Annotated in this window: 22 protein-coding genes; 1 reads left to right on the forward strand and 21 read right to left on the reverse strand. The window is 49.2% G+C overall.

What is annotated here, in order from left to right; translation table 11 throughout:
• Nucleotides 1-3: 3 nt before the first annotated feature.
• The 8 genes from cntC to HH215_RS06050 form a co-directional block, all read right to left on the reverse strand.
• Complete coding sequence (cntC, locus tag HH215_RS06015) at nt 4-897, reverse strand: staphylopine uptake ABC transporter permease subunit CntC (RefSeq protein ID WP_169279075.1); 894 nt, start codon at nt 895-897, stop codon at nt 4-6.
• A complete protein-coding gene (gene opp1B / locus HH215_RS06020) occupies nt 898-1,830 on the reverse strand; it encodes a nickel/cobalt ABC transporter permease (protein ID WP_169279076.1) in 933 nt (310 codons plus the stop codon). It abuts the gene before it with no gap.
• A gap of 2 nt (nt 1,831-1,832) precedes the next feature.
• Nucleotides 1,833-3,440 (reverse strand): staphylopine-dependent metal ABC transporter substrate-binding lipoprotein, encoded by a 1,608-nt coding sequence (cntA, locus tag HH215_RS06025; protein WP_169279077.1) that lies wholly within the window; start codon nt 3,438-3,440, stop codon nt 1,833-1,835.
• Nucleotides 3,441-3,782: 342 nt separating this feature from the next.
• Nucleotides 3,783-4,433, reverse strand: coding sequence for a hypothetical protein (locus HH215_RS06030; RefSeq protein WP_169279078.1), 651 nt, complete (start codon nt 4,431-4,433; stop codon nt 3,783-3,785).
• Nucleotides 4,434-4,606: 173 nt separating this feature from the next.
• Entirely contained in the window at nt 4,607-5,002 is a 396-nt protein-coding gene (locus HH215_RS06035; RefSeq protein WP_169279079.1) for a GNAT family N-acetyltransferase, read from the reverse strand.
• Between the two features lie 138 nt (nt 5,003-5,140).
• Nucleotides 5,141-5,689 carry a GNAT family N-acetyltransferase gene (locus tag HH215_RS06040; protein ID WP_169279080.1) on the reverse strand — a complete coding sequence of 183 codons (549 nt, stop codon included), beginning with the start codon at nt 5,687-5,689 and terminating at the stop codon, nt 5,141-5,143.
• Nucleotides 5,690-5,989: 300 nt separating this feature from the next.
• Nucleotides 5,990-6,316 (reverse strand): VOC family protein, encoded by a 327-nt coding sequence (locus HH215_RS06045; RefSeq protein WP_169279081.1) that lies wholly within the window; start codon nt 6,314-6,316, stop codon nt 5,990-5,992.
• A 273-nt stretch (nt 6,317-6,589) separates the two neighbouring features.
• Nucleotides 6,590-7,222: an AAA family ATPase gene (locus tag HH215_RS06050; protein ID WP_169279082.1), complete on the reverse strand. Its 633-nt coding sequence runs from the start codon at nt 7,220-7,222 to the stop codon at nt 6,590-6,592.
• 557 nt (nt 7,223-7,779) lie between these two features.
• Here HH215_RS06050 and HH215_RS06055 point away from each other — a divergent pair.
• Nucleotides 7,780-8,508 (forward strand): fibronectin type III domain-containing protein, encoded by a 729-nt coding sequence (locus HH215_RS06055; RefSeq protein ID WP_169279083.1) that lies wholly within the window; start codon nt 7,780-7,782, stop codon nt 8,506-8,508.
• A gap of 445 nt (nt 8,509-8,953) precedes the next feature.
• Here the strand turns inward: HH215_RS06055 and HH215_RS06060 are convergent, their stop codons facing one another.
• From HH215_RS06060 to HH215_RS06120, 13 genes are all read right to left on the reverse strand, one after another.
• Entirely contained in the window at nt 8,954-9,526 is a 573-nt protein-coding gene (locus tag HH215_RS06060; RefSeq protein WP_169279084.1) for a hypothetical protein, read from the reverse strand.
• A gap of 819 nt (nt 9,527-10,345) precedes the next feature.
• Nucleotides 10,346-11,074: an MOSC domain-containing protein gene (locus tag HH215_RS06065; RefSeq protein WP_254450387.1), complete on the reverse strand. Its 729-nt coding sequence runs from the start codon at nt 11,072-11,074 to the stop codon at nt 10,346-10,348.
• Between the two features lie 55 nt (nt 11,075-11,129).
• The gene (locus HH215_RS06070) at nt 11,130-13,793 is read right to left on the reverse strand and encodes a family 78 glycoside hydrolase catalytic domain (protein ID WP_169279085.1); all 2,664 of its coding nucleotides are present in this window, start codon (nt 13,791-13,793) and stop codon (nt 11,130-11,132) included.
• A 49-nt stretch (nt 13,794-13,842) separates the two neighbouring features.
• Entirely contained in the window at nt 13,843-14,727 is an 885-nt protein-coding gene (locus tag HH215_RS06075) for a carbohydrate ABC transporter permease (RefSeq protein WP_169279086.1), read from the reverse strand.
• A gap of 16 nt (nt 14,728-14,743) precedes the next feature.
• Complete coding sequence (locus tag HH215_RS06080) at nt 14,744-15,658, reverse strand: ABC transporter permease (protein ID WP_169279087.1); 915 nt, start codon at nt 15,656-15,658, stop codon at nt 14,744-14,746.
• Nucleotides 15,659-15,772: 114 nt separating this feature from the next.
• Nucleotides 15,773-17,509 (reverse strand): extracellular solute-binding protein, encoded by a 1,737-nt coding sequence (locus HH215_RS06085; RefSeq protein WP_169279088.1) that lies wholly within the window; start codon nt 17,507-17,509, stop codon nt 15,773-15,775.
• Between the two features lie 107 nt (nt 17,510-17,616).
• Nucleotides 17,617-19,266, reverse strand: coding sequence for a response regulator transcription factor (locus HH215_RS06090; RefSeq protein ID WP_169279089.1), 1,650 nt, complete (start codon nt 19,264-19,266; stop codon nt 17,617-17,619).
• Nucleotides 19,263-21,008, reverse strand: a complete 1,746-nt coding sequence (locus HH215_RS06095; protein WP_169279090.1) for a sensor histidine kinase — start codon at nt 21,006-21,008, stop codon at nt 19,263-19,265. Before HH215_RS06095 ends, HH215_RS06090 begins: the two co-directional genes overlap by 4 nt.
• Nucleotides 21,009-21,123: 115 nt before the next feature.
• Complete coding sequence (locus HH215_RS06100) at nt 21,124-21,606, reverse strand: GNAT family N-acetyltransferase (RefSeq protein ID WP_169279091.1); 483 nt, start codon at nt 21,604-21,606, stop codon at nt 21,124-21,126.
• A gap of 21 nt (nt 21,607-21,627) precedes the next feature.
• Complete coding sequence (locus HH215_RS06105) at nt 21,628-22,950, reverse strand: GH39 family glycosyl hydrolase (protein ID WP_169279092.1); 1,323 nt, start codon at nt 22,948-22,950, stop codon at nt 21,628-21,630.
• Nucleotides 22,951-22,964: 14 nt separating this feature from the next.
• The gene (locus tag HH215_RS06110) at nt 22,965-23,723 is read right to left on the reverse strand and encodes an SDR family NAD(P)-dependent oxidoreductase (protein ID WP_169279093.1); all 759 of its coding nucleotides are present in this window, start codon (nt 23,721-23,723) and stop codon (nt 22,965-22,967) included.
• Nucleotides 23,632-25,485 carry a dihydroxy-acid dehydratase gene (ilvD, locus tag HH215_RS06115; protein WP_217362279.1) on the reverse strand — a complete coding sequence of 618 codons (1,854 nt, stop codon included), beginning with the start codon at nt 25,483-25,485 and terminating at the stop codon, nt 23,632-23,634. The genes HH215_RS06110 and ilvD overlap by 92 nt, the downstream gene beginning before the upstream one ends.
• Complete coding sequence (locus HH215_RS06120; protein ID WP_169279094.1) at nt 25,482-26,993, reverse strand: M81 family metallopeptidase; 1,512 nt, start codon at nt 26,991-26,993, stop codon at nt 25,482-25,484. Before HH215_RS06120 ends, ilvD begins: the two co-directional genes overlap by 4 nt.
• Nucleotide 26,994: the final 1 nt, after the last annotated feature.

The following is a 26,994-nucleotide window of genomic DNA, read 5'->3' on the forward strand; positions in this document are numbered from 1 at the left end:
GGATTACGCCGCCTCTTTCCCTCGTAGATTCGCTGCCGTTGCATAGGGTTGTCCTCGCCGCTTATTCCGGGAAGTTATTAATTTCGGATCTAAAGCAACTTGAAGCGAATCAGACAAAAAGTTGATAGCCGATACGACGATAATGATCGTTAATCCGGGTGCTAACATGAGTTCCGGCCTTGAAAACATGACTGCTCTTGCCTCATTTAACATCATACCCCACTCCGCATTCGGCGCTTGAATACCTAAACCGAGGAAGGAAAAGCCCGATAATTGCAAAATCATTGAACCGAAGGAGCTGCTGGAAATGACCGCAATGTCCGGAAAAGAGACAGGAACGATATGCCTGATCATTATTTTGAAGTTGCCGACACCGAGCGCCTTGGAAAACTTCACGTAGTCGGCTTCGGCATATTGCATGACAGACGTTCGGATGATGCGGGCAAACCATGCCCATTTCATCAATACGAACGCGATCATTATATTCTCAAGACCAACGCCCAGAATGCCGATCACGGCCAACGTCATAACATATCCAGGGAAAGAAAGCATCACATCGCAAACCCTCATAACCAAGGCATCCGTTTTCCCTCTAAAATAGCCCGCGATAAAGCCTAAAATTGCTCCAATCCCTACCGATAAAACCAAAGCAACCAACACCCAAAGCACGCTTGGACGGATGCCATAAATTAATCTTGACAACATACATCTCCCCAGATGGTCATTACCTAATAGGTACTCCCATGATGAGGATGCAAAGCGGAGCTCCATATGGACTGCTTCGGGATCATGAGGCGCAAAAAAGGGGGCAAATAACCCGACAACAAGAGTTGCCGCAATAATAAATAACGATGTAGCGGCTAACCTATCTTTCCATACATGAATGAGCAGTTTCATTTAGAGATCCTTCCTTAACTTGGGGTTCATCGCGGCATTGAGAATGTCAGAAACCGTATTAAACAGTACAAATGTTACTGCCAGTACAAGGACATACGCCTGAATGATCGGGAAATCCCGGCTTAAAATGGATTTAACGCTCAGCGTTCCTAACCCCGGCCAGGCAAAAATGTTCTCCACGACGACCGTACTTCCCAAGATGATAGGGATTGCCATGCCAAATACGGAAATCGCGACTTGCAATGAATTTCTTAAAATATGTAACGTTATTTTTCTCTCTGGCAAACCGCATGCTCTACCGTACAATACATAGTCTTCATTCATGTTGCTTATCATCGAACTTCTAACGATTCGGAAGTAAACGCCTGCAAAACTGATCGTGATCACAACGACCGGTAGAACATAACTCTTCAACGAGTCCATGCCACTTGTCGGCAATAAATCCAGCTTCACGGATAGAAACCAGACCATTAGCGCCGCAAGCCAGTAGGATGGCATGGAAGTCAGGAAAAAGGAGACGCCTCTAATCGACTTATCCATCATTTTTCCTTCTCTCCATGCGCTGATGACGCCTAATACTACCGACAGCGCGATAATGGCGATAACTGAAACCGAGGTTAGTTTTAACGTATTGAGAAAAGCCGGACCGAGTAATGACCAGACCGGTTTCCCCGTAACGTACGAGTGTCCGAAATCAAACTGCAAGCAGGCAACGAGCCAATTCAGATAGCGGAGCATAAAGGGTTGATTCATCCCCAGCATCGCTTTCGTTTCCGCGATCAATTCAGCTGTTATATTCGGTACACCTTGCGCATGCAATACCACTTCGACCGGATCTATGGGAGATAGATTGATAAAGACAAACGTAATAAACGATATCGTTATAAGCAAAGGAATTGACATCAATATTCTTTTCAAAATATAACTGCTCATGGCTATTCGAAGTACAATCGCTCGAATGGCAACTCATATTGCGTTTGCTTAAACGAGATGCCATGCAAGTTTTCCGGGGCTACAACGGTGACGTTACCATTAGTGATGGGAATAAACACGGCTTCATCATGGACGATTGTCAGAATATCCGCATATAGAGATTTACGACCTGCCTCTTCCATCGTCACCATAACCTGATTAATTTTCTCGTAGAGTTCATTCGCTTTTGCAATGCCCTTGGTCGTATGGAGATAAGCCGATTCGGAAGTAAAGGCGGCGATTGTGCTTTGCGGATCATAAGCGAGTCCCCATGTTTGATTGAACAGCAACTCGTAATCTCCCGTCGATCTTCTATTCGCAATAGACGAAGACTCTTCTCCGACAAGCTTCAGCTCGATCCCTATCTTTTTTACTGTGCTTTGGATGAATTCCGCTTGCGTTTTCTGGGAGGACGAGTTGACGTCATAGTAAAGCTTAATCATTAATTTGCTTCCGTCTTTTATTCTGACTTCGCCGCCTTTTTCTAGTTTCCATCCGGCTTCTTCCAATATCTCTTTCGCTTTTTCTAGATCATAGCCACGTTTCTTCAACGCCACGTTGGCATAATTAACGTTAGAGGAGAACAGGGTGTCGGCTTCCGTTTCTGTTCCGTTAAAAATTTGCTTACTGATCGTTTCCCTGTCAATCGAATACCAGATTGCTTCGCGAACAGCGGTCTTATGTATAGGACTATCCGCTTGGCTGCTATTGGCCACGATCATTTTCGTATTCATGGCTTTACTTCTAACCAGTTGATATTCACCCGTTTCGACTAACTTATTCATCGCTTCCACGTCAATGCTGTCTGCGCCTCGATCATCGGTGAATATAAAGTCGACCTCTCCCTTTTGTAGGGCCAATAATGTCGTTTCTCCCGCAGGAAGCACTTTTGCCGTAACCTTACTCACTTTCGGCGCGCCGCCCCAATAGTTTTCATTGGCTTCAAATACGGCATATTGATCGGATTTATGTTCGGTTAGCTTATAGGGTCCCGTTCCGTCGTAACCGTTCACGCCATCCTTCGTTCCTCCGTTCATAAAATCTTTGGGAGAGATGAATACGTAAGGTCTTGTCATCGACAGTTCAAGCAATGTCGGATAATACGGCTCCGATAGTACCAATTCAAACGTATACTCATCGATTGCTTGGAGACTCGCGATCTTCGTCGATAGCTTGATCCAAGTATGTTTGCTTGCGTTGCTTTGCACGGCTTCGATATTTTTTTTCACGGCTTCGGCGTTGAATGGCTCCCCATCATGAAATTTCACGTCTTTACGTAGATGAAAGGTATATATTTTTCCATCGTCGGAAACCTTCCATGATTCGGCCAACAAAGGCTTGATTCCATCTTCCGTATTTTCAACCAGTGACTCATACACCATTCCCTGAGCTGGCAAGGAGCCGGTGTATAGATGGGGGTTCATATCGTTAATATCTTTTGAAGTGGCATACACCAGCTCCTTTCTTTGATCCGCTGGACTCGTTGTCTCAGCCTTGTCGTTGCCGCAGGCTGCAAGCAGTACAATCGAAACCATTAATGCCATTAATAAACCAATCGTTTTTCTTGTCATGTCGTATCCTCCTGTAAATAGCAGTTACTAATTTACTTTAATCGTAAATATTACGATTAGCATAATGGAAACGAGAGGCTACGTCAACATCTTTACCGATTTTTCATTTTTATCGTTTATTGCATAACAAAAAGCAGCCATTTTGATTGGCTGCTTTTTGTCCTTTTAGAGGGGAGGAGTAAAATACGGTCTATAATACACTTCGGACTACTTTCTACGTGATTTAAAAATGATATAAATGCTACTAATAAACCAAGATATCCCGATAAGAAACCCCGAAATAATAGGGATATAAACAAGCTAATATCGTCCCTCTCTACTGGCCCCATATGCATTGAAATACTATTCAAACTTCTTCCTTATTCCAGCAACTTCTAGTTCTATACCGACTTTATTCAATGTCCCCGCAAGTCCTGTTCCGTTTCTTTGCGTCCCATCAAATTGAACATTAAATAAGTGTTTTCTATGAGGAGCTATGCTAACAACACTATCTTTAAAATCAATTTCAATATCTGGATACCTATCTATTAATATAGGTTTGATCAATACATCCTCTTCGGTTCCATAATTATAAATTGTAAATGAGCAATTAGCTTTAACAGCTGATTCAATAGTCTGAACGTAGCACTTACTATCTTTTATTGAGAAGTCTAAAGAATTGATTCCCTTAGAATTATGCTTCAGTAAAAACATAGCTTTCTCGCTTGCTATTGGACAAATCAAAACAAATACAATGCAACCTATAATAACACTACTTAATATCTTTGGATATCGGGGACGATATGTTCTCACTGTTCCTGACACACCAATTAGTAGCAAGGAAAACCCAAGTATAGCAGGCAAATGAATCCCTGTTTCATCCCTATCTGTCCATGGGGACAAGCCAATAAACTTAAATAGGTAATCTCCATAAGAATGATCAAGATGATTATCAGATATCATCAATAGGCCTAGAAGTAAAGTAACTACGTAAAGAACACTTTTTCTCTTCAAAACTCATCCTCCAACTCCCTTATGGTCCGAACAACCGGTCGCAACGCGGTTAGGTGGTGCGGATGTGTTCGCCTGCTTATATTTACTCGCCTCTTAAAATGCCTCTTCGATCCACATCTAACTCCGTCCGAACCGAATGCGAGATGCGTGAAATGGTGTTATATAAAATGATGTTATTCCCTTCGCCAAACACCACCTGAACATGATGTGAAACCACAATCCTCATAAAATGATCTGTGTTTTTCTTGGAATGTCACTGTAATAATTGAAATCCCTCGTATTTCAGCTTCTTGTAACAATGCTTTAACTAGTCTCTTTCCTATGCCTCTTGCTTGGTTATTTGGGTGAACAATAACATCCTCTAGATATCCGTGTTCAATTCCAGGGCCTGTTATGTAACCGAAAGCAATCAGACTCTCATCTTCATCTCTTAAACTGCCCCAGAACAAGATTCTTTCAAACAATAACGGATAGTCACTATCTCTTCGTTCCCAACCTACTGATTCTCGTAAATTCGGGACTTCATATTCTTTAATTGTATTATTGATTTGGATTTCCGCTAAATTCATTGAACTCCTACTTTCAAAAAAAAGTTTCGGTAATGTCTTCTAACGTTGTCGTACCTCGAAATACCTCGGGCAGATCAAGGGCCAACGGCCCGCAGCGCGAATATGGTGTTAGACGAAGTGCCCTTCATCATTGATTCGCTATCTTGCGTTGTTATTATCCTTCTTAAGTTTCGAAAAGATTACTGCATCTATAAATCTCTTCTTCTCATAAAAATATTCCTTTAATAATCCCTCTTCCTTAAATCCTGTTTTTTCCAAAACTTTTTGGGAGCTAGTATTTCCACTGTGAATCAACGCTTCGATTCGATTTAATTCTAAGACTTCAAATCCATATTTCATTACTGTATCTATTGCTTCTTTCATATAACCCTGACGCCAATATCTTGGTGATAATTCATATCCAATCTCAGCCTTAAAATGTTTCTTTACCCACTTATGAAAACCACATGTTCCGATAATTCGACCTTCAGATTTAAGCGCTATTCCCCATCTTATTGTGAGGGAATTATTAAATTTCTCATTCCAATTTTCTATTAATTCTTCAGCTTGTTTCAATTCTGTGAAACTATCCAAATCATAAAATTCAGTCACTTCATCCTTTGAGAAGTAGTCAAACAAATCAACTGCATCCTCGTGTCGTAATTGTCGAAGTATTAATCTTTCGGTTTCAAGTATTGGAAAACTCATTGGTATTACCTCGCTTTAAGGTCATTTCGTCTAACGTTCTTGTATTCACGACGTCCATAGATAGCTCTTCTCTTAGGGGAATGGATGTATCTGACTGTCTGACTTATTGATCATCTTCAAAATGCCCCATGCAGATCATGGACCGTATGATCCGCATCCGGCTGATTCAGCTTCCCTGCTACTGCCAATTTTATCATCGATTCCACTTCTAACTCCGGTCCGGACCGAGGCAGCTCGTCTGCCGATGCGTGAATATGGTTTATGTGATGTTGATGCCTTCTTCGAAAAGTCGTACTAGTGTTATTTCCATCCGCCCCAAATGGATATCTTATTTCCATCAGGATCAAATACATCAAAGTAATCCCCACAATCTTCTGTTTCATTAATGCCTTCAATTCTTACATCATTACTTCTCATATTGTTATAAACTTCTTCTATGTCTGTGACTTCAAGTGTAAGTGCAGACATTTCTGACCCACCCACTTCAATGTAGTTCAGGGTAGTTTTCTCCTTGGTCTTAATCAAAAATATCGCTTGATTCTCTCCTACTCTTAATTGCACTTGATCTTCTGTCACTGGATTTCTTAACTCAAGCCCAAGGTTCCTCTGATACCATTCTGAAGACACATACGGGTTAGTGATGGGAATATAAACGATTCAATCTGTTTTACTTTTGCTTTCATCTCTTCATCTCCCTTTCATTTTGCATCAATTTCTGATAACGTTCTTGAGTTCACGACGTCCCACCGACTTAAGGCGACGAAGTCGCCGAGCGTGATGCGCTTAGTCGGTTGGATGTGTCCGGCTGAATCTGCTTCCCTGTATCTGAGTTACTCCAATCGAATCCGCTTCAACTTCTGCCGGACCGAGGGGCGGATGCCCCGATGCGTGAATATGGTGTTAGACGAAGTCATTGTCCTCCATAATAACTCTTACATAGTTGTTCCAGTCTTTATTATCTGTATTAATTTCTAATGTCGGTACTTTTGACAGTGTAGCTTGATATCTAATATTTTTTTGAACTTCTAATAATTCACTGATTGATGCACTCACTTCTTCTCCGGTTTTGTTAATCCATTCTTCTGGTCGTCTACTTTTGATTCTTTCTTCTACAATTTCCGGCGAGATCGTTAGTAGTACACACTTTGCACTTAGTGAAACAAGTTCGTCTTCTATTTCAATTAATTCATCATTAACCAGGTCAGGAAATGCAACTCTATGATTCAAATGGAATCTTTCGAACACATATAATAATCCTCTAGATTGTCTAGACGCTGGACCAAGCTGAACCGCCCATTTGTTAAGCTGCTTTAGCATATCTACACGTTCCTTAAGTATATTAATATGCTCTTCTTGAGAAAGTCTTTCATATTTTCCATGTTTGTTATTCAACACTTGAGAGTAGTGTTCGCCAAGAATAACTATACTTCTTTCTGCAGTTTCATCTTGGGATTGATATTGTTTTAATGCCTTTAAGACAGAAGTCTTTCCCGCATTCGAATAACCTTCTAGAATTACTCCTCTTATATGCATTTCCTTCTCCTTTACTTGCAATGATTGTCTAACGTTCTTGTATTCACGACGCCCTTCCCCCTTAGATAGCTCTTATCTTAAGGGGGAAGGATATATCCGGCTGATTCCGCTTCTTTGCTACTGCCAAATGCATCCACCAAACCACTTCTAACTGCAGACGGACCGAGGCAGCTTGTCTGCCGAAGCGTGAATATAGTGTTATATGAAGTTCTTGTAATAAAATCAATCGTTTTTGATCTCATCCGCTCTTTAATCCAACTTAAATAAGATCAATTTCTGATCTGTTCTGAAAATGTCTCTTTCCGACCTAATCCGCCTAGAAAGAATTATGTCTTTGATCTCATTAAAAACCCATTCTTTGTAGGTATTAATATAGCTTTTAAAAATTTTCCCTATATAAATCATAATCCAAAAAAAGCAGTGGCTCCCGAGAGTGAGGCTCCCTTCTCTATTTACTTATACATCATTTACATCAAAATGTTTCCAGATATCTATTGAATCATGTATACTTTTAGAGTCATGCTTCACTTATCCTTACACACGAAAGGAAGATCTCAATGAAAATATTTCGCAATACACGCAGTCTACTGCTGGCTATCTTGATGCTATTGCCGATGACTACGCAGGTTTTCGCTGAATCCGATACAGACAACGTTAGCAAGCCGGAGAGCGTGAACGCCAAATGGGAAGTAATCGTGTCGCCAGGCGATTCTCAACTCACCATTTCTTTTCCAAAAACATTAGATTCCGGCATCGTTCCAGATACATTCACTCTAAGGATTAAAGCCGAAGGAAAATCTGAAGTTCCCACTCCAATCATTCTCTCAACAGATACAATCGAGTCCGATATCGTGACCTATACTTTTACGAAATTGACCAATAAGACGAGATACATTATAGGTGTAGTCACCATAAAAGAAGGAGAGTATTCGGTTGTAGGCACTGCTGTCAGCACCCCGGATATTATTCCGGTCATAATTGATGTCAAGACGGTTGTTGGGAACGGATCTGTCCAGTTGACGTTCAATAAACTAGAAGGAACAAAGGTGCCGACTGTATATAAAATCCAATGGTGGTATAAAATCGATAAAAAAGGTGAACCGATTTACGAGAAACCGGTAACCATCAAATCACAGAGTATAAAGAGACAAGAAGTCAGCTACACGTTCAATAAATTGAAAAGCGGAACGATCTATCATTTCGATATTACCGCTGAGAAGGGCGCCGATGTTCTTGGTCAAACCATAGACATCAAAGCGAAACCGAAGGCCTCACTGAAAAGCTAAGGTTACAAAGACATCACTTCGGTTTCACCACTAACATTTATTTTGTGAAATGAAACTTGGGAGACACAAAAGACGACTCCTTCAAAAAAATGAAAGGAGTCGTCTTTTGCCAAGAACAGTAGACTTTCCTTTAAAGCACTATTATTCAGTGGCCTTGGCGTCGAATGGGGTTACCCATTTGCTCGGAATCTCTCGCGACTACTTTACTTTCTTCTTTAAGAGATACTAACCATTCGCCCATAAACCTTAGCTCTTCGGTTCTTTCATATAACGTTCTGGTATTTGCGACGTCCAATCCCCTTAGATAGCTCCTAGCTTAGGGGATTGGATGTGTCCGGTTGATTCCGCTTCCCTGTAATTTGAGTTCGCTCCAGTCGATTCCCCTTCAGCGCCAGCCGGACCGAGGGGCGAATGCCCCGATGCGTGAATATGGTGTTAGATGAAGTTATTGCCCTCTTCGAATTAGCTTACGTAAAAATTCTGTATTGAGTTCTTTAATCTGTATCTTATATTCCTCAATTAATCTTGTCTTTTCACAAATATCATTTTGATCATTAGGATTATAGTAAAATCCTAAATCTTCCATTAGACTTTCTAGTCCAACATATTCTTTAGGTATAAACATGTAATCAAACTCATCGTTCCTGGCTAATCTGGCAAGCCTTTCACATCCATTTATTAGGCCATATTCATCGTTTGTCATTCTAATCACAAGCCAATAAACAATCTCTACCTCTATGTACTTTTGATGATTTCGGTATATATTCTTAATTAATTTCTTTAATCTATACTTTGCATCCTTGCTTTTGAAATCAAAGGATATTAGATCTAAATAATCATTTTTTAATTCTGTTTCTAAGGTTGAATTTGAATATACTTCTTTTTCAAACTCAATAATTGAATATTCATCACAATATAATCTAATGAACATGTTTGAAATTGAATCTGAAAATAAAAGCATTTCATCACCACTCTTTGCAATAATTTCATCTAACGTTGTCGTATTCGCGACGGCCATTCCCCTTAGATAGCTCTTATCTTAGGGGAATGGATGTATCTGCCTGACTCACTTCCTCGAAATCACTTCGGGCAGATCAAGGGCCGCATGGCCCGCTGCCCGAATATTGTGTTAGGTGATGGACTCAACATCTTGGCTTGCTTTCAACTAAGTTATTTCGAACTTCATATGAGTCAGTTTATTTATTAAATATCTGATGTTACATATGATAATTGCAATTACAATAATTGTGCTGATAAATGTTAAATGATTTGAAATATATTTACTTGCCACATACAAGATCCAGATGTACCCAGATAATCCACCTGCTACTATATAGTATATATTTGAGAATACGTACTTTAAAGAATTTGATTTTCTTATCTTGATCCACAAAATATCATGGACAACCCCAATAAACAGTCCTGTAATAAAAATTGGTATTCCAATAATCATAATAATAAAAAATGTGCTCCAAATTTCCGAAGAATACACCCAAAAAAAGATCTCTAGCAATAAAATGAACAAAGATATTGAGGCGATATTGTTTTTCATATTTTTTCCTTTGCACTCCGAGTCTTTCACTTAACGTTTTATCTACGAACTTCGCAAATATCCCATATCTGAAGTATTCGCGCAATGATCCCACTATCCTACCATTAGCTTAAAAGTCATTGCAGTTACAAAGCTTGTACTGCTGCATGCTTAAAACAAAAAAAAGCGCGCTATATGCGGAGTGGGATCAAAGTTTCTAAGAGAAGCAACATAACAAGCCAAGGCTCAGGAATGAATTCCTTAGCCTCGGCTTATGGGGTTTGCTATGCCTATTGTTCGCTTATATTACGGATTCGTCATCCGAACCTCGTCCCCAATCGCGATTACACCCGTTCTTACGACAGAAGCATATACGCCGAAGGTGAGTTGCAATTCATTGTTGACGACTTTCAGCAACGAAGAATCCCGTTCCAGCGAATCCGGATGTAATGTAATCATCGAGCAGCGCTCGCAGCCCTTATCGATCCGAAACTCTGCGCTTCCGATGATCAACTGCTTGCCGATCCATTCTGCTTCTCCCCCCTCTTGATCGTTAAGCGATACGATGAGATTCGCTCTGAATCGGCGCGGATCCAGCTCCTTCCCCCATAGCGCTTCGAGATGGAGAAGCGAACGATCCGTTACGATCAGAATATGGCTGTCGTCGATCCCGGTCCCCTCTCCGCTTCCCGTCTTATATTTCTTCATGCTTATTTTCACGCGAGCTAATCGCTGTATTTCCTGAAGAAGTTCTTCGTCCCAACGATATTGCTTCCCGTCCGGAGCCGTCACTACAACGCATGGCTCCCCTTCTTCGAAGCTATTCTCCTCGATGATCGCGCGGTAGTTCAACATCGCGGGGATTCCCCTCGCGGTAATAAAGCTATTCCAGCCTTCCTTCTTCTCGTCAACGAAAGCATGGAGGCGATCGCCGAATAGCCCGTATTGTTCAATGTTGCATTCCGATTCCAGCCGTTCCCCCGCAAAAGATTTGACGGGATACCGGAACATCTCGCGAACACTGCCGACGATCATCACAATTACGCCCCTTCCTCGGTGCTACAATACCGGACTTTTCGAACTCGAACTTTTAGTTGCTTACTCTGTCAAATTTAAATAGATAGGTTCCGGATCCGATCACTAAGCGAACGTCCGTCTCGATCGAATCAACCGTTAGAATACCTTCTACCCGTTCGATCGTCAATCCCGACTCCCGTATGGACTCCGGTTCGGCATTTGGCAGCCACACTTCAGCCGTCGTATTCGGCGGCACCTTGACGACGACCTGCATACGATCCCCTGTTTCGAGAAGCCATGCGGATCGGATTTCCCCGTATAGCGATTGGTACACGGCTTCCGCTTCCGTCAATCCCTCTCCGATCTGAGGCTTGATCACGATCTTCTTGTAGCCCGGCCCGCTCGGATCGGTATCGATCCCCGCGACGACCCGGTACAGCCAATCCCCGATCGCCCCGAAGGCGTAATGATTGAATGAGTTCATTTCGTCTTTCCAGAAGGAACCGTCTTGCTTAATGCCGTCCCAATGCTCCCAGATGGTCGTCGCTCCCTGGGTAACGGAATATAACCAAGAAGGGTATTCCCGCCGCAGCGCAAGACGGTATGCAAGATCATTATACCCGAAGCGGGTCAGCACGTGGCATAGGTATGGCGTACCGATGAACCCAGTCGTCAACTGCTCCCCGCTTTCTCGGATGTGGTCGGCTAGCATCTGCGCGGTCCGCGGACGGTCCTTCTCTTCCAAGAGGTCGAACATGAGCGCCAGCGCGTACGCCGTCTGAGTCGGACATGCGACTCTGCCGCTCGGAGTGACGAATTCCCGCCGGAAGGCTTCGCCGATCTTCGTTCGTAAATTCGCGTAAGTCCGCAAGTCGTCTGACTTGCCAAGAGCTTCCGCCGCTTCCGCGAGCAGCCCGGTCGAATAAGCGTAGAAAGCGGTCGCGATCAACTCCTTGGTCGTGGCGCCCGCGACCTGATCGCCCGGCCCGTCTAGCGCGAGCCAATCGCCGAAGTGAAAGCCCGTATTCCACAAATATTCGTCGGAACCTTGCGCCCTAATAAATTCGACCCAACTTCTCATGCTCTCGTACTGGGTTTCCAACAATCGCTTGTCTCCATAGCACAAATACATCGTCCAAGGCACGATAACCGCCGCATCCGACCAAGCGGAGGAATCGTAGCCGCAGAAGGGCAAATCCGGAACGACGTGCGGAACGCCGCCGTCCGGCCGTTGATCGGCCGCTAAATCCTTTAGCCATTTCGCGAAGAACGGAGCGACGTTGAAGTTATACGCCGCCGTTCTAACAAACGCCTGAGCGTCGCCGGTCCAGCCTAACCTCTCGTCTCGTTGCGGACAATCGGTCGGGACTTCCAAGAAGTTCCCCTTCTGTCCCCAGACGATATTCGATTGAAGCTGATTTAGTAAGGGGTCGGAACTGCGAAAGGCGCCTGTATGCTCCATATCGGTGTGAAGAACGCACGCCGTGAATCGGCCTGCCGCTTCTTCGGCTGTCAGGCCTTCGACGTGTACATAGCGAAATCCTTGAAAGCTGAAGATCGGCTCGTAAGTTTCTTCTCCGCCCCCCTTGCAAATGTAATGAATGGTCTGTTTCGCTGTTCTAAGGTTGGCCGTATGAAAGTTGCCATCCGCATCGAGCACCTCGGCATGCCGAACGATAATCGTCTTGCCGGCATCCGATTCGATCTTGAATCGCATCCACCCGACCAGATTTTGACCTATGTCGAGTACGACTTCTCCTCGAGGGGTCGTGAAGATCGAAGCGGGCTCGAGTTGCTGGATGATCCTTACCGGTTCCCCTTGCTGCGCGACTAGAGTTCCATGGAGCTCGTTAGTCAATCGAACAGACCGCCATCCCCTAGCCGAGAACCCCGGACGATGCCAATCATCCTGCTCCAACCGCGCATCATAAACTTCGCCATGATATAACTCCGACATACGAAGCGCGCCTGAGCCGCTTGTCCAGGATTCGTCCGATCTGACGATCTCCTCGCTCCCGTCTTCATAAGTCAAGTGAAGTTGAAGAAGCAAAGCACGTCGATTTCCATAGAACCGACGGCCGTCCATCCAGCCCAGATCCCCCGCGTACCACCCGTTGCCGAGCATGACTCCGATGGCGTTGTTCTCCTCCTGGATAAGCTCGGTGACATCGAACGTTTGATATTGCAGCCGCTTACGATAACTCGTCCAGCCCGGCGTTAATACGGCATCGTCGGCTGGTTGACCGTTTACGTATAACTTATAGACACCCAAAGCGGTCGCATAGATTCTTGCCGACGTTAGGGTTTCTCGAGATCGGAATTCCTTACGCAAGTAGTCGATCTCTTCCGGAAGCTCTTCGTCTTCGCGATCCGGCGCGATCCATGACGCCTTCCAATCTTCGGAATCTAGCAGCGCCGTCTCCCAGTACGCCGTCTCGCTCCATTCCGATTCCCGTTCCGCGTTATCCCATACGCGAACCCGATAATAATATCGCGTCCGCGAAGCTAGTTCCGCCCCCTCGTATGGAACAAGAACGGAATGATCGCTAGAAACGATTCCCGTATCCCATATCGGATGATCGAAACGGCTTTCCGCGGCAACCTGGATCCGGTAAGCCGTTTGCATTAAGCCTCTGGCTCCCGACGACAGCTTCCAACTGATTCGAGGCTTCCGATCGTCCAAACCAAGGGGATTACGTCGATATTCGCATCTCATATCATAAACATGTAAGCCCATATTGCAACTCCTCGCCATTTTGAGTTTTATCCGTGAAGTTCGCCTTGCCTCACTCTTTAACGCTGCCCAGTACTATTCCTTTAATAAAGAAACGCTGCAGGAATGGATATAGCAGCAATATCGGAAGCGCGCCCAGGAAGATCTGGGCCGATTTGGCCGTTTGATCGTTGATTTCCGAGTATCGTTCCATGCTCTTGACCGAGAACATGCTAAGATCTTGCTGGATAACGACCGTCTGAAGATAGCTCTGCAAAGGATAATCCGCAGGAGAGTTCATGAAGATCAAGCCGTCGAACCAGGCATTCCAATGGCCGACGGTCGAGAATAATGTTACTGTCGCCAGTGAGGCCATGGAGAGAGGGATGTATATCTTCCACAGTACGGTCAGGTGCCCCGCTCCGTCGATATAGGCCGCTTCTTCCAAATCCTTCGGCAACCCGCGGAAAAAATTCAGCATAAGGATAACGTTGAAGACGGGAACGGCTCCGGGCAGCACGAGAGCCCAGATCGAATCCAAGATCATCGTGTCTTTCACCATCATGTATAAGGGGATCAGTCCGCCGCCGAATAAAATCGTAAAAACGAATATCCATGCGTAAACCGTTCTGGAACGGAAAGCTGACGTCTCCTTGGATAATGGATAGGCGATAAGAACTGTGAGCAGCATGTTCAGAGACACGCCGATGCCGACCCGTTGCAACGTGATCAACATCGAATCGAGAAATTCTTTTTTGCTGCTTACGAATTCGTAGCTTCTGAAAGTGAACTGAACGGGCCACAGCTTGACGTATCCGGCTGCCGCGGCCTGGCTTGAACTGAATGAAACAGCCAGCACATGAATTAATGGCATTAAGCAAATCGCAGCCATCAAGGTCAAAAAGATATAGTTAAACGCGACGAAAGCGACTCTGCCGCGGGAGTAGCGTTCTACCATAGGATTGTTGCTCCCTTTAGAAAATTCTATAGTTGGCGATGCGGTACGCCATCACGTACGCCGCGATGACGAAGAAGCACGATACGACGGATTTGAACAACCCGGCCGCCGTAGCTACGCCGTATTGCGTCTCTACCAAACCGACTCGATAGACGAAAGTATCGATGATATCTCCTGTTTCGTACACTTGGGGACTGTAGAGATTAAATACTTGATCGAAGCCCGCGTTCAAGACGTTGCCCAGACTGAGAACCGCCAGCAGTACGATAATCGGGAGCATGCCGGGCAGCGTTACGTGAAAAGCCTGCTTCCAGCGATTGGCTCCGTCCATGATTGCGGCCTCATAGAGGCTCGGATTGATTCCCGTCAGGGCGGCCAAATAAACGATTGTATTAAAACCAAATTCCTTCCATACGTCCGAAGTAACCAACACGATACGGAACCAACTGTTGCTGCCTAGAAAATAGATCGGTTCGATCCCGAACCAGCCCAGAATATCGTTCACGAACCCGTTCGTGGGTGAGAGGATGTCGATCAACACGCCGCCAAGAATAATCCACGAGAGGAAATGCGGCAAATAAATCATCGTCTGAATTCCGCGCTTAAAACTTTCCTTCCTCACTTCGTTTAGCAACAGCGCTACGATAATCGGAACGAACAAACCCGCCACGATCTTCATGAACGAGATGATGATCGTATTCCTTAGAATGTCCATGGAATCCGGCATATCGAGCAGGTATCGGAAGTTATCCCAGCCGATCCATTCTGAGCCCGCGATCCCTCGCGTCGGAATATATCTCTCGAACGCCATGGCGATTCCGATCATGGGACCGTAGCTATAGATCAATACTAGAGCCAAACCAGGCAAAATCATGAGATGTAAGGGAAGGGTTCGTAAACTTCCTATTTTCCTAGTCCATCTGATCTTCATTTCTAACCGCTCTCCTTCCCCATCGAGCCGGCATTCGATAAAGCTCGGGGCGGCAAGGGACATCCCTTGACCGCCCCGCCTTTCCATTGCCGACCGACGGTCGACTCTTCGTCTCTATTGCATCGCTTCGTTAACTTCGGCGGTGATCTGATCGCCTCCGAGCTTCTTCCAATCTTCAACGAACTTGTCGAACGAGTCCAGGGAAGCGCCCATGATGATCTTTGTGAACGTCTGGATCTGCAGCTTCTGCAGCGTCGCGTTCTTGATCGTCATCGTCTCGGTCGGCGACTTAATGAATTCGCTCGGTTTGAATAAATTCGCAGACAGGAGCTTGTCGATGACCGAGTAGGAGCCCTCTCTACCGAACACCTTACTCATGCCCCAATTGGTCGCATCTCCTTTGCCCTCTTCCATCGCCAAGCTGTTGTTATAGGCGTCCACCTGCTCCTGGTTCAATCCCGTCGTGTCTTTGCTATCCAGAGCTGCGACGACTTTCTTGTGAACTTCCAGGTTTTTGTTCGGATTGACGACGGAGAACGGGAAGTACTGCCAGAGCTCGATGTCGTCTTCGTAAGTCAACGCTTGGTACTCTTCTTGGGTCACGTTCGGGTTGATGTCCAAATCGACGGAGACGTTGATCATCTTGAACATCGCTTCCGGATTTTTGGCATTTTTATTGATGACGTAGTAATCGCTGATCGCGTTCGCCTTCGTCTGGGAATAGGCCGGTTTATCGTCGATGGAAACAAGCGGATACGCCTGCCAATCGGCGTTCGGATCGTTCTTGCGGCTATCCAGCAGAGTCAGCGAGAAGAACATCGGACCGTAGGCCATGCCTAGCTTGCCCGCGCTGGCGAGCTCCAGCACCTTCGCGTCTCCTTTCACTCCGAATTCTTTGTCGATCTGGCCGTTTTTGTACATTTGCTGCAATGCAGCAAGGGCTTGCTTCATTTCAGGTTGAATGCTGCCGTAGACCAGCATGCCGTCTTCGCCTTTTATCCAGCCTTGCGGATAGGCGTGATAGCCGTTAAAGAAGCCTTCCAACGAGCCGAATGCCTGCCCGTCTTCATACATCAGCAGCGTCTTGTTCACGGCCAGACCGTAGGAGTCTTTCTTGTTATTGCCGTCTGGATCCTGGTTCGTGAAGGCTTCGGAGATGGCCAACACGTCGGCCATCGTCTTGGGCTCGGGTAAATTCAGCTTCTTAAGCCAATCTCTCCGAATCCAGAGCAAGGGAGCGTTGTCGCTCGTCGCCGATCCGGTAGGAAGCGCCATCATCTTGCCGTCGAACGTGGAAGTCTCAAGACCGTTAGTGACGCTCTCCGTATATTTTTTGAAGGCCGACGATGCGTATTTCTGATAGATATCGGTCATATCCATGATCTGTCCGGCTTCCACCAGCTGGTTGAGCTGCGTCGCGTTGACGGAGAAGAAATCCGGAAGGTTCCCGGAGGCGATGGAAATGTTCATCTTCTCCGTGCCTTGGTCCGTATTGACGACCCACTGGTGCTTGAGCTTGATGCCCAAGGAGTCCATAAGCTTGCGCGTCCACACGTTATCCTCCCAGGACTGACCCTCCTGAAACCGAACGCCGCTGCCGACTGAACGAACCGTCGACACTTCGATTGGCGGATCGTACTTGCCGAACTGCAGGTCGGCTTCCGATTCGGTGCTCGTCGCAGATGGCGAAGCGGCGGCGCTTGAAGCGGATGCCACTGCCGAAGGCGATGAAGATGGCGACGAAGATTCCCCATTCCCTTGCTTGGCATTGTTTCCTCCCGAGCAAGCGGATAGGACGACAGTCATCGCCAGCAGTGCATAAGACAACTTGATTTTCGAGGTTTGAATCAAAGCTTTTCCTCCCCTGATTTCCATAAGTTTTGATTTTCGTTTTCAGTATAAACTCCCTCGGGAACTCCGTATATTTCACTTCTTCTAGAAAGCTTCTCTTTCGTTTGTCACTTATTAGCCGGTTCATTGCCGGTCCATTTCGCGTGTCCGTTGCGGTATTCTTGAGGCGTAAGACCGGTAAATTTCTTGAAGAAACGCGTAAAATAACCCGCCGTTCCAAAGCCCACGTTCACTGATATCTCGTGAATTTTCCAAGAGGAATCCTCCAGCATTTCCTTGGCCTTCTCGACTCGAAGAGCCGAGATATAATCCGATAAATTGAAACCGGTATATTGTTTGTACATCGTCGATAAGTAGGATGAATTAAGATGGACGAGCTCCGAAAGCCGATCGAGCGACAAGTCGCCGTCCAGATGCTCGCGAACGTGTTGATTCAGCTTGTTAACGATGCGATTCGTTCGTTCGTCAAGCGTCGTCATTCTTCCGGAGAACAAGCCTGCAGCCGCGTCTTTCAGCACTTGCAGCGCGGAATCCTTCTGAACATGGTGACCAAGATTCATAAGCTTGGCCATGATCGCTTCGTTGCCGGTCATTCCGTTGGAAACTTTCGTTAAATGTCCGAGAAGCAATGAGGCCACGGAATAATACGTCTGGGCGTAAAGTCCGAACGCGCTCGGGAGCATAGAGAAAACGACATCCAGCTTTTCGTTGAATTCGTCCTTGCGGCCGGTCTCCAGAGCCGTCTCCAATTCCGCGAGCTTCCGTATCGACAGCGAGTGAGTATATTCCGGCGATTCACCGGCGTCGCATCTTAGAATCAACATCTCGGTGCCCGTCCCGAATCCAAGAATAAGGTTCTTCTTGACCCTGTTGTAGGTTAGGTGAGTTTCCTCCCAACCTGAGGGCTCTCCGGTCGTAACGAGAGACAGCGGCAAGCGAAGAAGTGCCTTCGTCGTGGATTGAATGCTGTCCAACGTACCCGCCGCGAAGGTCAGAGTCTCCTCCCAGGTACGAGCAAGTCCCGGACCCTCCTCTGAATCTCCAGGTTGGATAAGCCATACGAATTGCGAATCGTTTAGCACGATCGACTGAAACCGCGTTTGTCCCAAATACTCTTCCGCGATGTTCTGGATCGCATAGATCAGCAGCGTTTTACCCGACGTTGTCGTATTCTCCGGCCATCGGTCCACTCTGCCCAGCACGAGCAGCACGCGATCGACCGGGGACACCGATAACTCCAGTTCCCGGAAACGGGTTTCCGTGAAGACGAGCGGATTACAAGCGAAGTCGGTCAAGCTCGCGAACCATTCCCTTCTTAGTAGAAGCAGTTCTTGACGAACTTGCTCTTTCGCCCGAAGCATGAACTGATCGTTCTTTGCCTCCTCTTCCAACGCGGCGATGGCGATGCGAATCGCGTGAACGATGGCCTCATCGCCCTCCGTTTTCAGAATATAATCGATCCCGCCTGCCCGTACCGCTTGCTGCAGATAGGAAATATCCCCGATGCCGGTCAGAAAGATAATCTTGCATCTCGGCCAACGGTTCCGAATCCATCGCTGCAATTCCAACCCGTCCATGCCGGGCATGCGAATGTCGCTGAGCACGATGTCCATTTTCGATCGGCTTAACCGATGCATGGCATCTTCGGCGGAATAATCGCTATAGAGATCGAGTTCTAAATCTTCGATATTGGAGAGCATCTCGTATAACCCGTCAACCGTATATGGCTCGTCGTCCACGATAAGCAGTCGGTTCATAGGCCCACCTCTCGAATCGGAATCACGATTTCCACTTTCAAACCGCCCCTCTCCCCTGCTCCTAGGCGAAGTCCGCCCGACTCGCCGTATTTGATCTTAAGCCTGCGATGAACGTTGAGCATGCCCGTGCTTTCGCCCGGTTCGTCTTGCGATTGAAGCTTATTTCGCATCTCCTCCAGCTTGTCCGGAGTCAACTCTTGCCCGTTGTCTTCTACCGAGATAACGAGATGATCCCCGTATACGTCCATCTCCACGTTCAACCACCCGTCCTTCGGTCTTTTCTCGAGCGAATGATTGTATGCGTTCTCAATAATGGGTTGAAGGATAAGTCGCGGCACAAGCATATTCTCGAGACCCTCCGGTACCTTTCCGAAGTTTGCCTCGATTCTGCGGGAGAAACGGATGATCTGGATTTCCATATAGGTTCTGGCATGGTGGGCTTCCTTCCCGAGAGGCACTTCATCCGCGCCGTCGCGAGTGATAAATTGAAAATATTCCCCTAAATGTTTGGTAAGCCGAATGACGTTCTCGTTATCTTCTAATTGCGCCATCCGGTACAAAATAAAATAAGTATTATAGAGAAAATGAGGGTTGATCTGCGACTGCAGATGACGCAACTCGGACAATTGCGCCCGATATTTTTGTTCGTAGACCTCGTGGACCAGGATGTTCAATTGCTTGGCCATCGCGTTAAATCTTCCGTACAGATAACCGAACTCGTCCTTATGCGGGTATTGGAGAGTCAGATTCAGTTCCCCTTTCTCGATGCGGCGGAACGAATGCAGCAGACGAATCAGCGGTCTATGAATCATTCGGTAAATCCCGATAGAGAACACGATCACGATGATCGCCGATGCGATCGACAGGACGATTAACCAGTAACTATGGGTTCGGAGAGCCGGATTTACGTTTTTGGCCGGAACGTACATGATCAAGCTCATCTCCGAAGCGTCCGAATCCTCCCGTGCCACCAAATAGGAATCGCCCTCGATCGACACGGTCTGTAAAGCGTTTTTCTTCGATTCCTTCATCAAGTCCGAGCGTTTCTCGAATAATTCGTCCGGAATATCGAAAGCGCTCGCAATAACCCGATCCGTTGACAAGCCGACGAGCATGACTCCCCCGCCTTTATTCGAAAACCGGGCTAACGTCGAATCAAGCTCCGGTTTAGAAATCTCTACCATAACGGTGAAAACGGGATTCTTGCCCATGGACACCGGCGGATAGACGAGAGGAATGAACAGCCGATCTTTCCACTCCAAGAAGGGCATATCGCGAGGTTTGATTTCCTGTAGCAACCCTTGGAATTGTTCCCGGTCGAAATCTGTAATCGCATCGGCTTTCGACGAGATGGTACGGTCGATAAGCGGTATGAAAATCGCCGCTTCCTTGATGAAATTGCTTGAACGAGCCAAGTTGTCCATTCTCTCCTTCAAGCGCAGAATCGCTTGAGTCTTCTCGATATCGGACATAATGCTGACGGCCATTCCCAATCCAAGGGCGTCGTCGTCGACGATGAAGTCCTGTAACGAGAAGAGGACCGATTCCAAGTCGTTGTCTAGCATTTCCATGTACAGACCGGCGCGGGATGACAACGAGTCCTCTATTTCCTGCTTAACGTTCTTGGAACCGGATAGATTGATCTGTACTCCGATGACGTACAGGGGAGCAAGAACGAGCAGAAAACTGAGGAGCAGCTTAGGAAAAAGTCGGATTGAAGTTACTTTTTCTTCGAGATTCAACGGCATCGCTTCCTTTTCTCTAACAACTATATCCTCATTGTACTCTGTCAGGCTTCCCGTATTCGACAAAATTTTCAGGCTCGGATGTATCGATTTCTTAACTCCAGCAGTTCTTCTAGTAGGAAAGGAGCATCAAAATTTCTCCACGATCGTCATGGCCAATTTCTTCGAAACCGCATCTTGCGTACAGCGCGCGCCCCCTGAAGTTATCCCTATGCGTCGTAAGCAAAATGCCGCCCTTGTCGGACTCGCGCGCTTGGGCAATCGCATGCTTCATCATTCTTTTCCCTAATCCCCTGCCCTGATAATCGTCCGCGATTGAGATGCCAAGCCAAGGGATTGCGCGATTCCAACTCCAGAACCAGACGGTGCCGACCGCTCGCGGCTTCCCGCCGCCATCCCCGTCGGTCCCCGAGATCGCCAGATAACGTTTAAAATCCGAATGACCGGATTCTTCCTTGGCGATTCGAAGCGATTCCTCGTCCGTGAACGGATACCCGGGGAAGAACCCTCTCGTTTCTTCGGACAATAGCCGGAAGTAATCGGCAAGAACCTTGCCGTCCCCCGGCTCCAATTCTCTGATTACAATATCGTCCATGTCTGCGTCGCTCCCCCGGCGTTAATCGAACTTGGCGAACAACACGGAATGTTTCGGCAGGAATACAGTAACCGCGCCGTCCTCTTCGCTTGCGATGGCGGAGGCTTCCAGACCGTCGAACCGCCGCTCCTTATCCAATAGCAGCCACTCTCCCCGCCGCGAATCGAGCCCCGGCCAAGAGATTCGGTACTCCCTGCTCTCTCCGCCGAAATTGCTGATCCACAGCGCCGAGTTTCCGCTGTCGCTGGTCGCGGCGAGCGCGTATACCCCGGACGCCCCCTCTTCTATTTCCGTTTCGATTCGTTGCGCGTAACCGCACAACTCGTTGAACTTACGGAACACGTCGTACACTTTGGTCGGCACGCCGTAACGGTCGAAGAGTCCGCAGAACAAGTTATGGGGCTGAGCGTCGTAGTAGTTGGCTTCGTGCACCGGACAATCCTGGAGCAGAGCGAACAGCGCCGCCGCGAACGAAGCGCCTTCCTCGGTCTTGATCCGTTCGAAAGTCGTATGCCGCTGCTCCGCCCCCACGGGTTTCCACAGCTGCTCCCCGGCGGACTTGAAGAACCCCCATTCGTTCAAGTGACACTCCATATCGAAGTATCCGGCGTCTTCCAGCCATCGATTCACCAGTCGCGCGTTCGCCGCTACCGCTTCCGGATCTCCTGCGTACGTATGCCACGTGAAAAAGTCGAGCGGAAGAACATGTTCCCGGCAATACGCGATGAACGCTTGGGTGAACGAAGGGTTGACCATCGTGGCCGCATGTCCTCCGACCTTAAGCGTCGCATCATGACGCTTGATCGCGAGCGAGGCGACGCGGTATAGGTCGTAATATTGCTCGGGCGTTCCCGTCCACATCACCTGGTTGTCGGGATTGTCCGGCTCGTTCCAGATTTCCCAATACCGAATCCCGTAATGAAAGCCGTTCGCCCATCCTTCGTTATAATGCCGGATGATGCCCACGCATACTTTCGCCCATTTCTCGTAATCCGCGGGCGGATGCACGTAGTATTTCTTCTTGGTATGCTCGATGCTTTCTCCCAGCCGGTAGACGATCTTCGCTCCCGTCTCGAGAATGGACGCGATATACGTATCCGTTCTCTCGAAGTCGTAGCTAGCCGGATCTTCCGGGTCGCGGCCGAAATCGGGGAAAATCGTATGAATGTCCACTTCCCAGGCATGAGGCCAATTCACGTCATGCAGTCTGATCAGCGGGAATGCCGCGTTGCGAAAATGTTCCGTTACGTCGATCAGCGAGCCGAAGCTGACCGGTCCGTTGTTCACGCCGTGCAGCTTCTTCAGAGGCCCGCTCTTGCGGTCCGGCCGAATTTGAATATCCATTTGTCATCCGCCCCTTAATTCAGGATCCAACCGCCGTTGACGTTCAGCGTCTGTCCCGTAATAAAATCGCTGTCCTCCGAAGCCAGAAACACGAAGGCTCCCTCCAGGTCGCCCGCCGTCTGGCGTCTGCCGATGCTCTGCAAGCCTTTCATCTCGCGTTCGGTTTCGATCGGATCGTAATCCGTCTCGTCCTCGCCTTCCGTCTCCGTCAGCACGGCTCCCGGAGCGATGCCATTCACGGTGATGCCGTGCCCCCCGACCTCGCGCGCGAGCGCCCTCGTAAATCCGATAATGGCCCCCTTGGAAGCCACGTAGTGTACGAAACCGGTCTGACCGGTGTAAAAAGTAACCGAAGAGACGTTCACGATCTTCCCGCGTCCTCGTTCCCTCATATGAGGGAATACCGCTTGCGCGCAAAATAATTGCGACTTCGCGTTCACGCCCATGACGCGATCCCATTCCTCGCCGGTCATCTCCAGCCAGTCTCGCCTCGGATCGATGCCCGCGTTGTTGACGAGAATGTCGACGGTTCCGAATCGCCGGACGGTCGTCTCGACCATCCGCTCGACTTGCCCCTTGTCGGAGACATCCGTCCCGATCGCGATCGCCTCGCCGCCCAACGCGCGGATCGAGGCCGCGACCCGCTCCGCTTCGTCGACATCGATATCCGCGATGACGACGTTAGCGCCTTCCGCGGCGTATCTCGCGGCGACGGCGGCCCCGATCGACCGGGCCGCGCCGGTGACGATCGCCGTTCTTCCGTGCAGCCTCATCTCCGAACCCTCCCCGGCGAGACCGAAGCGCCTTCCAGCGCCGGACGAGCAAGCCTCGTATATTGACTGAGCGCTCCAGTATGCGAGAACTCGGGGGTTGCCAGGTCGCACGGCGCCTCTCGAACTCCTCTTTGACTTCTTCGGAGGACTTCCGTTCGCCCGCGATGCCGACAATGTCGATCTTCCGATTCGGAATGTCGATAAGGACGAGATCGCCGTCGGCGATATGCGCGATCGGTCCGCCGTCGATCGCCTCGGGGCCTAAGTAACCGACGCACGGCCCCCGCGTCGCTCCCGAGAATCTCCCATCCGTGACGAGCGCGGTCGTCCGGGACAGTTCGGGATCGGAAGCGATCAGCTCCGACATGAAGAACATCTCCGGCATTCCGACCGCTTTCGGCCCTTGATAACGAATGATAACGACGTCGCCGGGACGAATAGTCTTCGCCAACAGAGCATCCACCGCTTCCCTCTCGCTGTCGAATACTTTGGCCGGACCTTGATGCGTCTGCATTTCGGCGGCGACCGCGCTCTTCTTCACCGTGGCGCCCGAAGGTGCGAGGCTGCCCTTCAGCAGGGCGAGCGAGCCTTCGTTCTTGAGCGGTTTGCTCAAGGGATACACGACGTCACGCCGGTTCAGCTTGTAATTCGCCAGGAACATCTCGGCGAATTTCGGCATTTCGCTTCGGCGATAGTCTTCCAGATTGGCCCCGAGCGTCCGGCCCGTGACCGTCATGACGTCCAGATGGAGGAACTCGCGAAGCTCGTTCATCAGTCCGGGGACGCCTCCGGCATACCAGAACAGCTCGGTCGGATAGTGTCCGGCCGTCTTCGTGTCGACCAATACCGGAATATGACGGTGAATCCGGTCGAAACGTTCCGCGTCGAGCTCGATCCCCGCTTCTCTCGCGATCGCGATCATATGCATCACCGCGTTGAGCGAGCCTCCGACGGCGGAATGGATCATGATCGCGTTCTCGAACGCTTCCATCGTCAGAATATCCGAAGGCCGGATTCCCGCTTCGGCTAACCGCATTACTTGTTGGCCCGCGGCCCGGGCGTTGCGGCGAATTTCCGCGTTCGTCGCCGGAATGAGCGCGGACCACGGCAGCGCCAGCCCGAGCGCCTCGGCAACGACCTGCATCGTAGCGGCCGTCCCCATGTATTGGCAGGCGCCGCAAGTCGGACAGCAAGCCCTCTGGAAAGCAAGAAATTCCTCTTTCGTCATCTGGCCCTTGTCCACTTCGACGCTCATATGCCACAGCTCTTCGTTGGAGCGCAGGCAGGGTCCCGCTCCCATCGCGCCGCCCGGCACGTGGATCGCCGGGATGTCCAGCCGGGCCATCGCCATCAGATGGGCAGGTACGGCCTTGTCTCCGGCCGAGGAAAGCACCATCGCGTCGAAAGGCGTCGCGAGCGCGTGAACCTCCACCATCGAAGCGATCATGTCGCGGGACGGCAAGGAGTAATGCATCCCGTTATGCGCTTGGGCGACGCCGTCGCAAATGTCCGTCGTCGTGTAGACGGCCGGTTTGCCGCCCAGTTGGAAAACGCCTTTCTCGATCTCGTCGACAAGCTCTCCCAGATGATAGGAGCTGGGATGACTGTCTCCCGCCGTGCTCTCGACGAGAACTTGGATCTTATCCAGATCCTCGACCGTCCAATCCATCGACATGCGCAGCGCGTCGCCCTCGAAGCTGATCTTGCGCACCTTCTGGCTGCGGCGATCGTCGCCCGTCTCTCTCCCGATCGGTTCCGTCATGATAGATTCCTCCACTCGAAGTTGTCGTCAAAAGGGTAAAAGGGGCGCGGAAGGTTCCGATACTCCAATCGCCTGACGTCGGCGGTGCTCGCTCCCGGTGTATCCAGAATGTAGATGTTCGGAGTGAGAGTCTCGTACTCCGCCCGGAATTGATTCGCCGACTTCACCAGGACGAGATCCGCTTCCAGCGGCTCGAGCCCCATCGAACGATAGAGCGCGGGATCGCCCGTGAAGGTCGGATGCTCGCAGATGAGCAGGGAGATTCGCCCGATCTGAAGCACGGCGCAGCGCCCCATGTTGCCGGTCGCCCCTTTGACGGACCCTCCGGAGAATCGAAATTTCCCGTCCCCGATGCGGCGAACCGTGCCCTCTATTCGGATCGGCGCTCCGTAAGCGCTGCCCTTCGTTAACGTGTAGCCCACCTCTAACTCGACGGATCGGCCAACCCCCGCTTCGATCGAGCGGGCCACCGCCGGCGCATCGACCATAGTCAGCAGGCAATTCAGACGATCTTGCGCATTCGTCGCCAGCAGTTGCTTCAGCACGTAATTGCTGTCTCCGGCCGATCCGGCGCCCGGGCTGTCCGCGGAATCGGATATCACGAAGGGCTTGCCTCCCCCTTCGCCCTCCGATGCAAGCGAGACGATCTCGCGAACGGTGCGCAACTCGACCGAGAACGCATGACGCTTCGCCCAGAACAACTCGGCCAGCCGATCGGCCTCCGCCAACGTCGCTTCGGCGTCCCGACCGACCACGACGACGCTGCAGCCCAAGTCCGTCAGGTCCAGCCACGGTTGCACGGGGAACAACGAAGTCACGATCGCGTCTCCCCGCCGCTCCCCCTTCTCCGCCTCCGCCCACAACTCCGCGAACGGGCCGCTGGACGTTTGGCTGTTCTCGGCAGGCACGATCATCGGGATTTTCCGTAGGGCGATCGAAGGATACGGCGCCCCGTCGCGAACTATACTTAACAGCAGTCGGGCTGAGCGTTGCCCAGTCTCTCGGTGATCGGTATGAGGAAACGTCCTGTAGCCGACAATGCCCTGTACCCTCTCGACCATTTTCCGCGTAACGTTCGCATGCAGATCCAGCGAGATCACGAGCGGCTTATCCGGACCGAGACTCTCCCTCAATGCTTCGATCAGCGCCCCGCAGGCGTCCTCGCAACCGTCCGCCGCCATCGCCCCGTGTAAGGCCAGATAAGCGCCGTCCGCTTCCGAGGCCGATCGCGCGCTTTCTCGGAAGATTCGGAGCAACTCTTCCCATGCCGATGCCTTCATCGTTCCCGACGAGACGGCATTCGCCGACAGGCCGCATAAGACTTCGACCGACGAATCGGCAACCGTCGCCTCGAGAAATCCCTTCAATTCATGTTCGAATCCGATTTGCAGAATTTCGTCGCCCAAGGCGAAGTGGAATCGGCGAAAGTCGTCCATCGCGCACTTCAATGGACTGAAAGTATTCGTTTCTTCGATGATGCCTCCGCACCATATCCGCATTCGTTTCATC

Source organism: Cohnella herbarum, from assembly GCF_012849095.1.
Classification (GTDB): Bacteria; Bacillota; Bacilli; order Paenibacillales; family Paenibacillaceae; genus Cohnella; species Cohnella herbarum.

Excerpts from the sequence above, each read along its gene's own strand:
- HH215_RS06060 (WP_169279084.1), bottom strand. The coding sequence starts at position 9,526 with ATGGCCGTCGCGAATACGACAACGTTAGATGAAATTATTGCAAAGAGT.
- opp1B (WP_169279076.1), bottom strand. The coding sequence starts at position 1,830 with ATGAGCAGTTATATTTTGAAAAGAATATTGATGTCAATTCCTTTGCTT.
- HH215_RS06050 (WP_169279082.1), bottom strand. The coding sequence starts at position 7,222 with ATGCATATAAGAGGAGTAATTCTAGAAGGTTATTCGAATGCGGGAAAG.
- HH215_RS06105 (WP_169279092.1), bottom strand. The coding sequence starts at position 22,950 with ATGGATATTCAAATTCGGCCGGACCGCAAGAGCGGGCCTCTGAAGAAG.
- cntC (WP_169279075.1), bottom strand. The coding sequence starts at position 897 with ATGAAACTGCTCATTCATGTATGGAAAGATAGGTTAGCCGCTACATCG.
- HH215_RS06040 (WP_169279080.1), bottom strand. The coding sequence starts at position 5,689 with ATGAGTTTTCCAATACTTGAAACCGAAAGATTAATACTTCGACAATTA.
- HH215_RS06065 (WP_254450387.1), bottom strand. The coding sequence starts at position 11,074 with ATGATCGTCGGCAGTGTTCGCGAGATGTTCCGGTATCCCGTCAAATCT.
- HH215_RS06070 (WP_169279085.1), bottom strand. The coding sequence starts at position 13,793 with ATGGGCTTACATGTTTATGATATGAGATGCGAATATCGACGTAATCCC.
- HH215_RS06055 (WP_169279083.1), top strand. The coding sequence starts at position 7,780 with ATGAAAATATTTCGCAATACACGCAGTCTACTGCTGGCTATCTTGATG.
- cntA (WP_169279077.1), bottom strand. The coding sequence starts at position 3,440 with ATGACAAGAAAAACGATTGGTTTATTAATGGCATTAATGGTTTCGATT.
- ilvD (WP_217362279.1), bottom strand. The coding sequence starts at position 25,485 with ATGACGGAACCGATCGGGAGAGAGACGGGCGACGATCGCCGCAGCCAG.
- HH215_RS06100 (WP_169279091.1), bottom strand. The coding sequence starts at position 21,606 with ATGGACGATATTGTAATCAGAGAATTGGAGCCGGGGGACGGCAAGGTT.
- HH215_RS06075 (WP_169279086.1), bottom strand. The coding sequence starts at position 14,727 with ATGGTAGAACGCTACTCCCGCGGCAGAGTCGCTTTCGTCGCGTTTAAC.
- HH215_RS06080 (WP_169279087.1), bottom strand. The coding sequence starts at position 15,658 with ATGAAGATCAGATGGACTAGGAAAATAGGAAGTTTACGAACCCTTCCC.
- HH215_RS06035 (WP_169279079.1), bottom strand. The coding sequence starts at position 5,002 with ATGAATTTAGCGGAAATCCAAATCAATAATACAATTAAAGAATATGAA.
- HH215_RS06090 (WP_169279089.1), bottom strand. The coding sequence starts at position 19,266 with ATGAACCGACTGCTTATCGTGGACGACGAGCCATATACGGTTGACGGG.
- HH215_RS06120 (WP_169279094.1), bottom strand. The coding sequence starts at position 26,993 with ATGAAACGAATGCGGATATGGTGCGGAGGCATCATCGAAGAAACGAAT.
- HH215_RS06110 (WP_169279093.1), bottom strand. The coding sequence starts at position 23,723 with ATGAGGCTGCACGGAAGAACGGCGATCGTCACCGGCGCGGCCCGGTCG.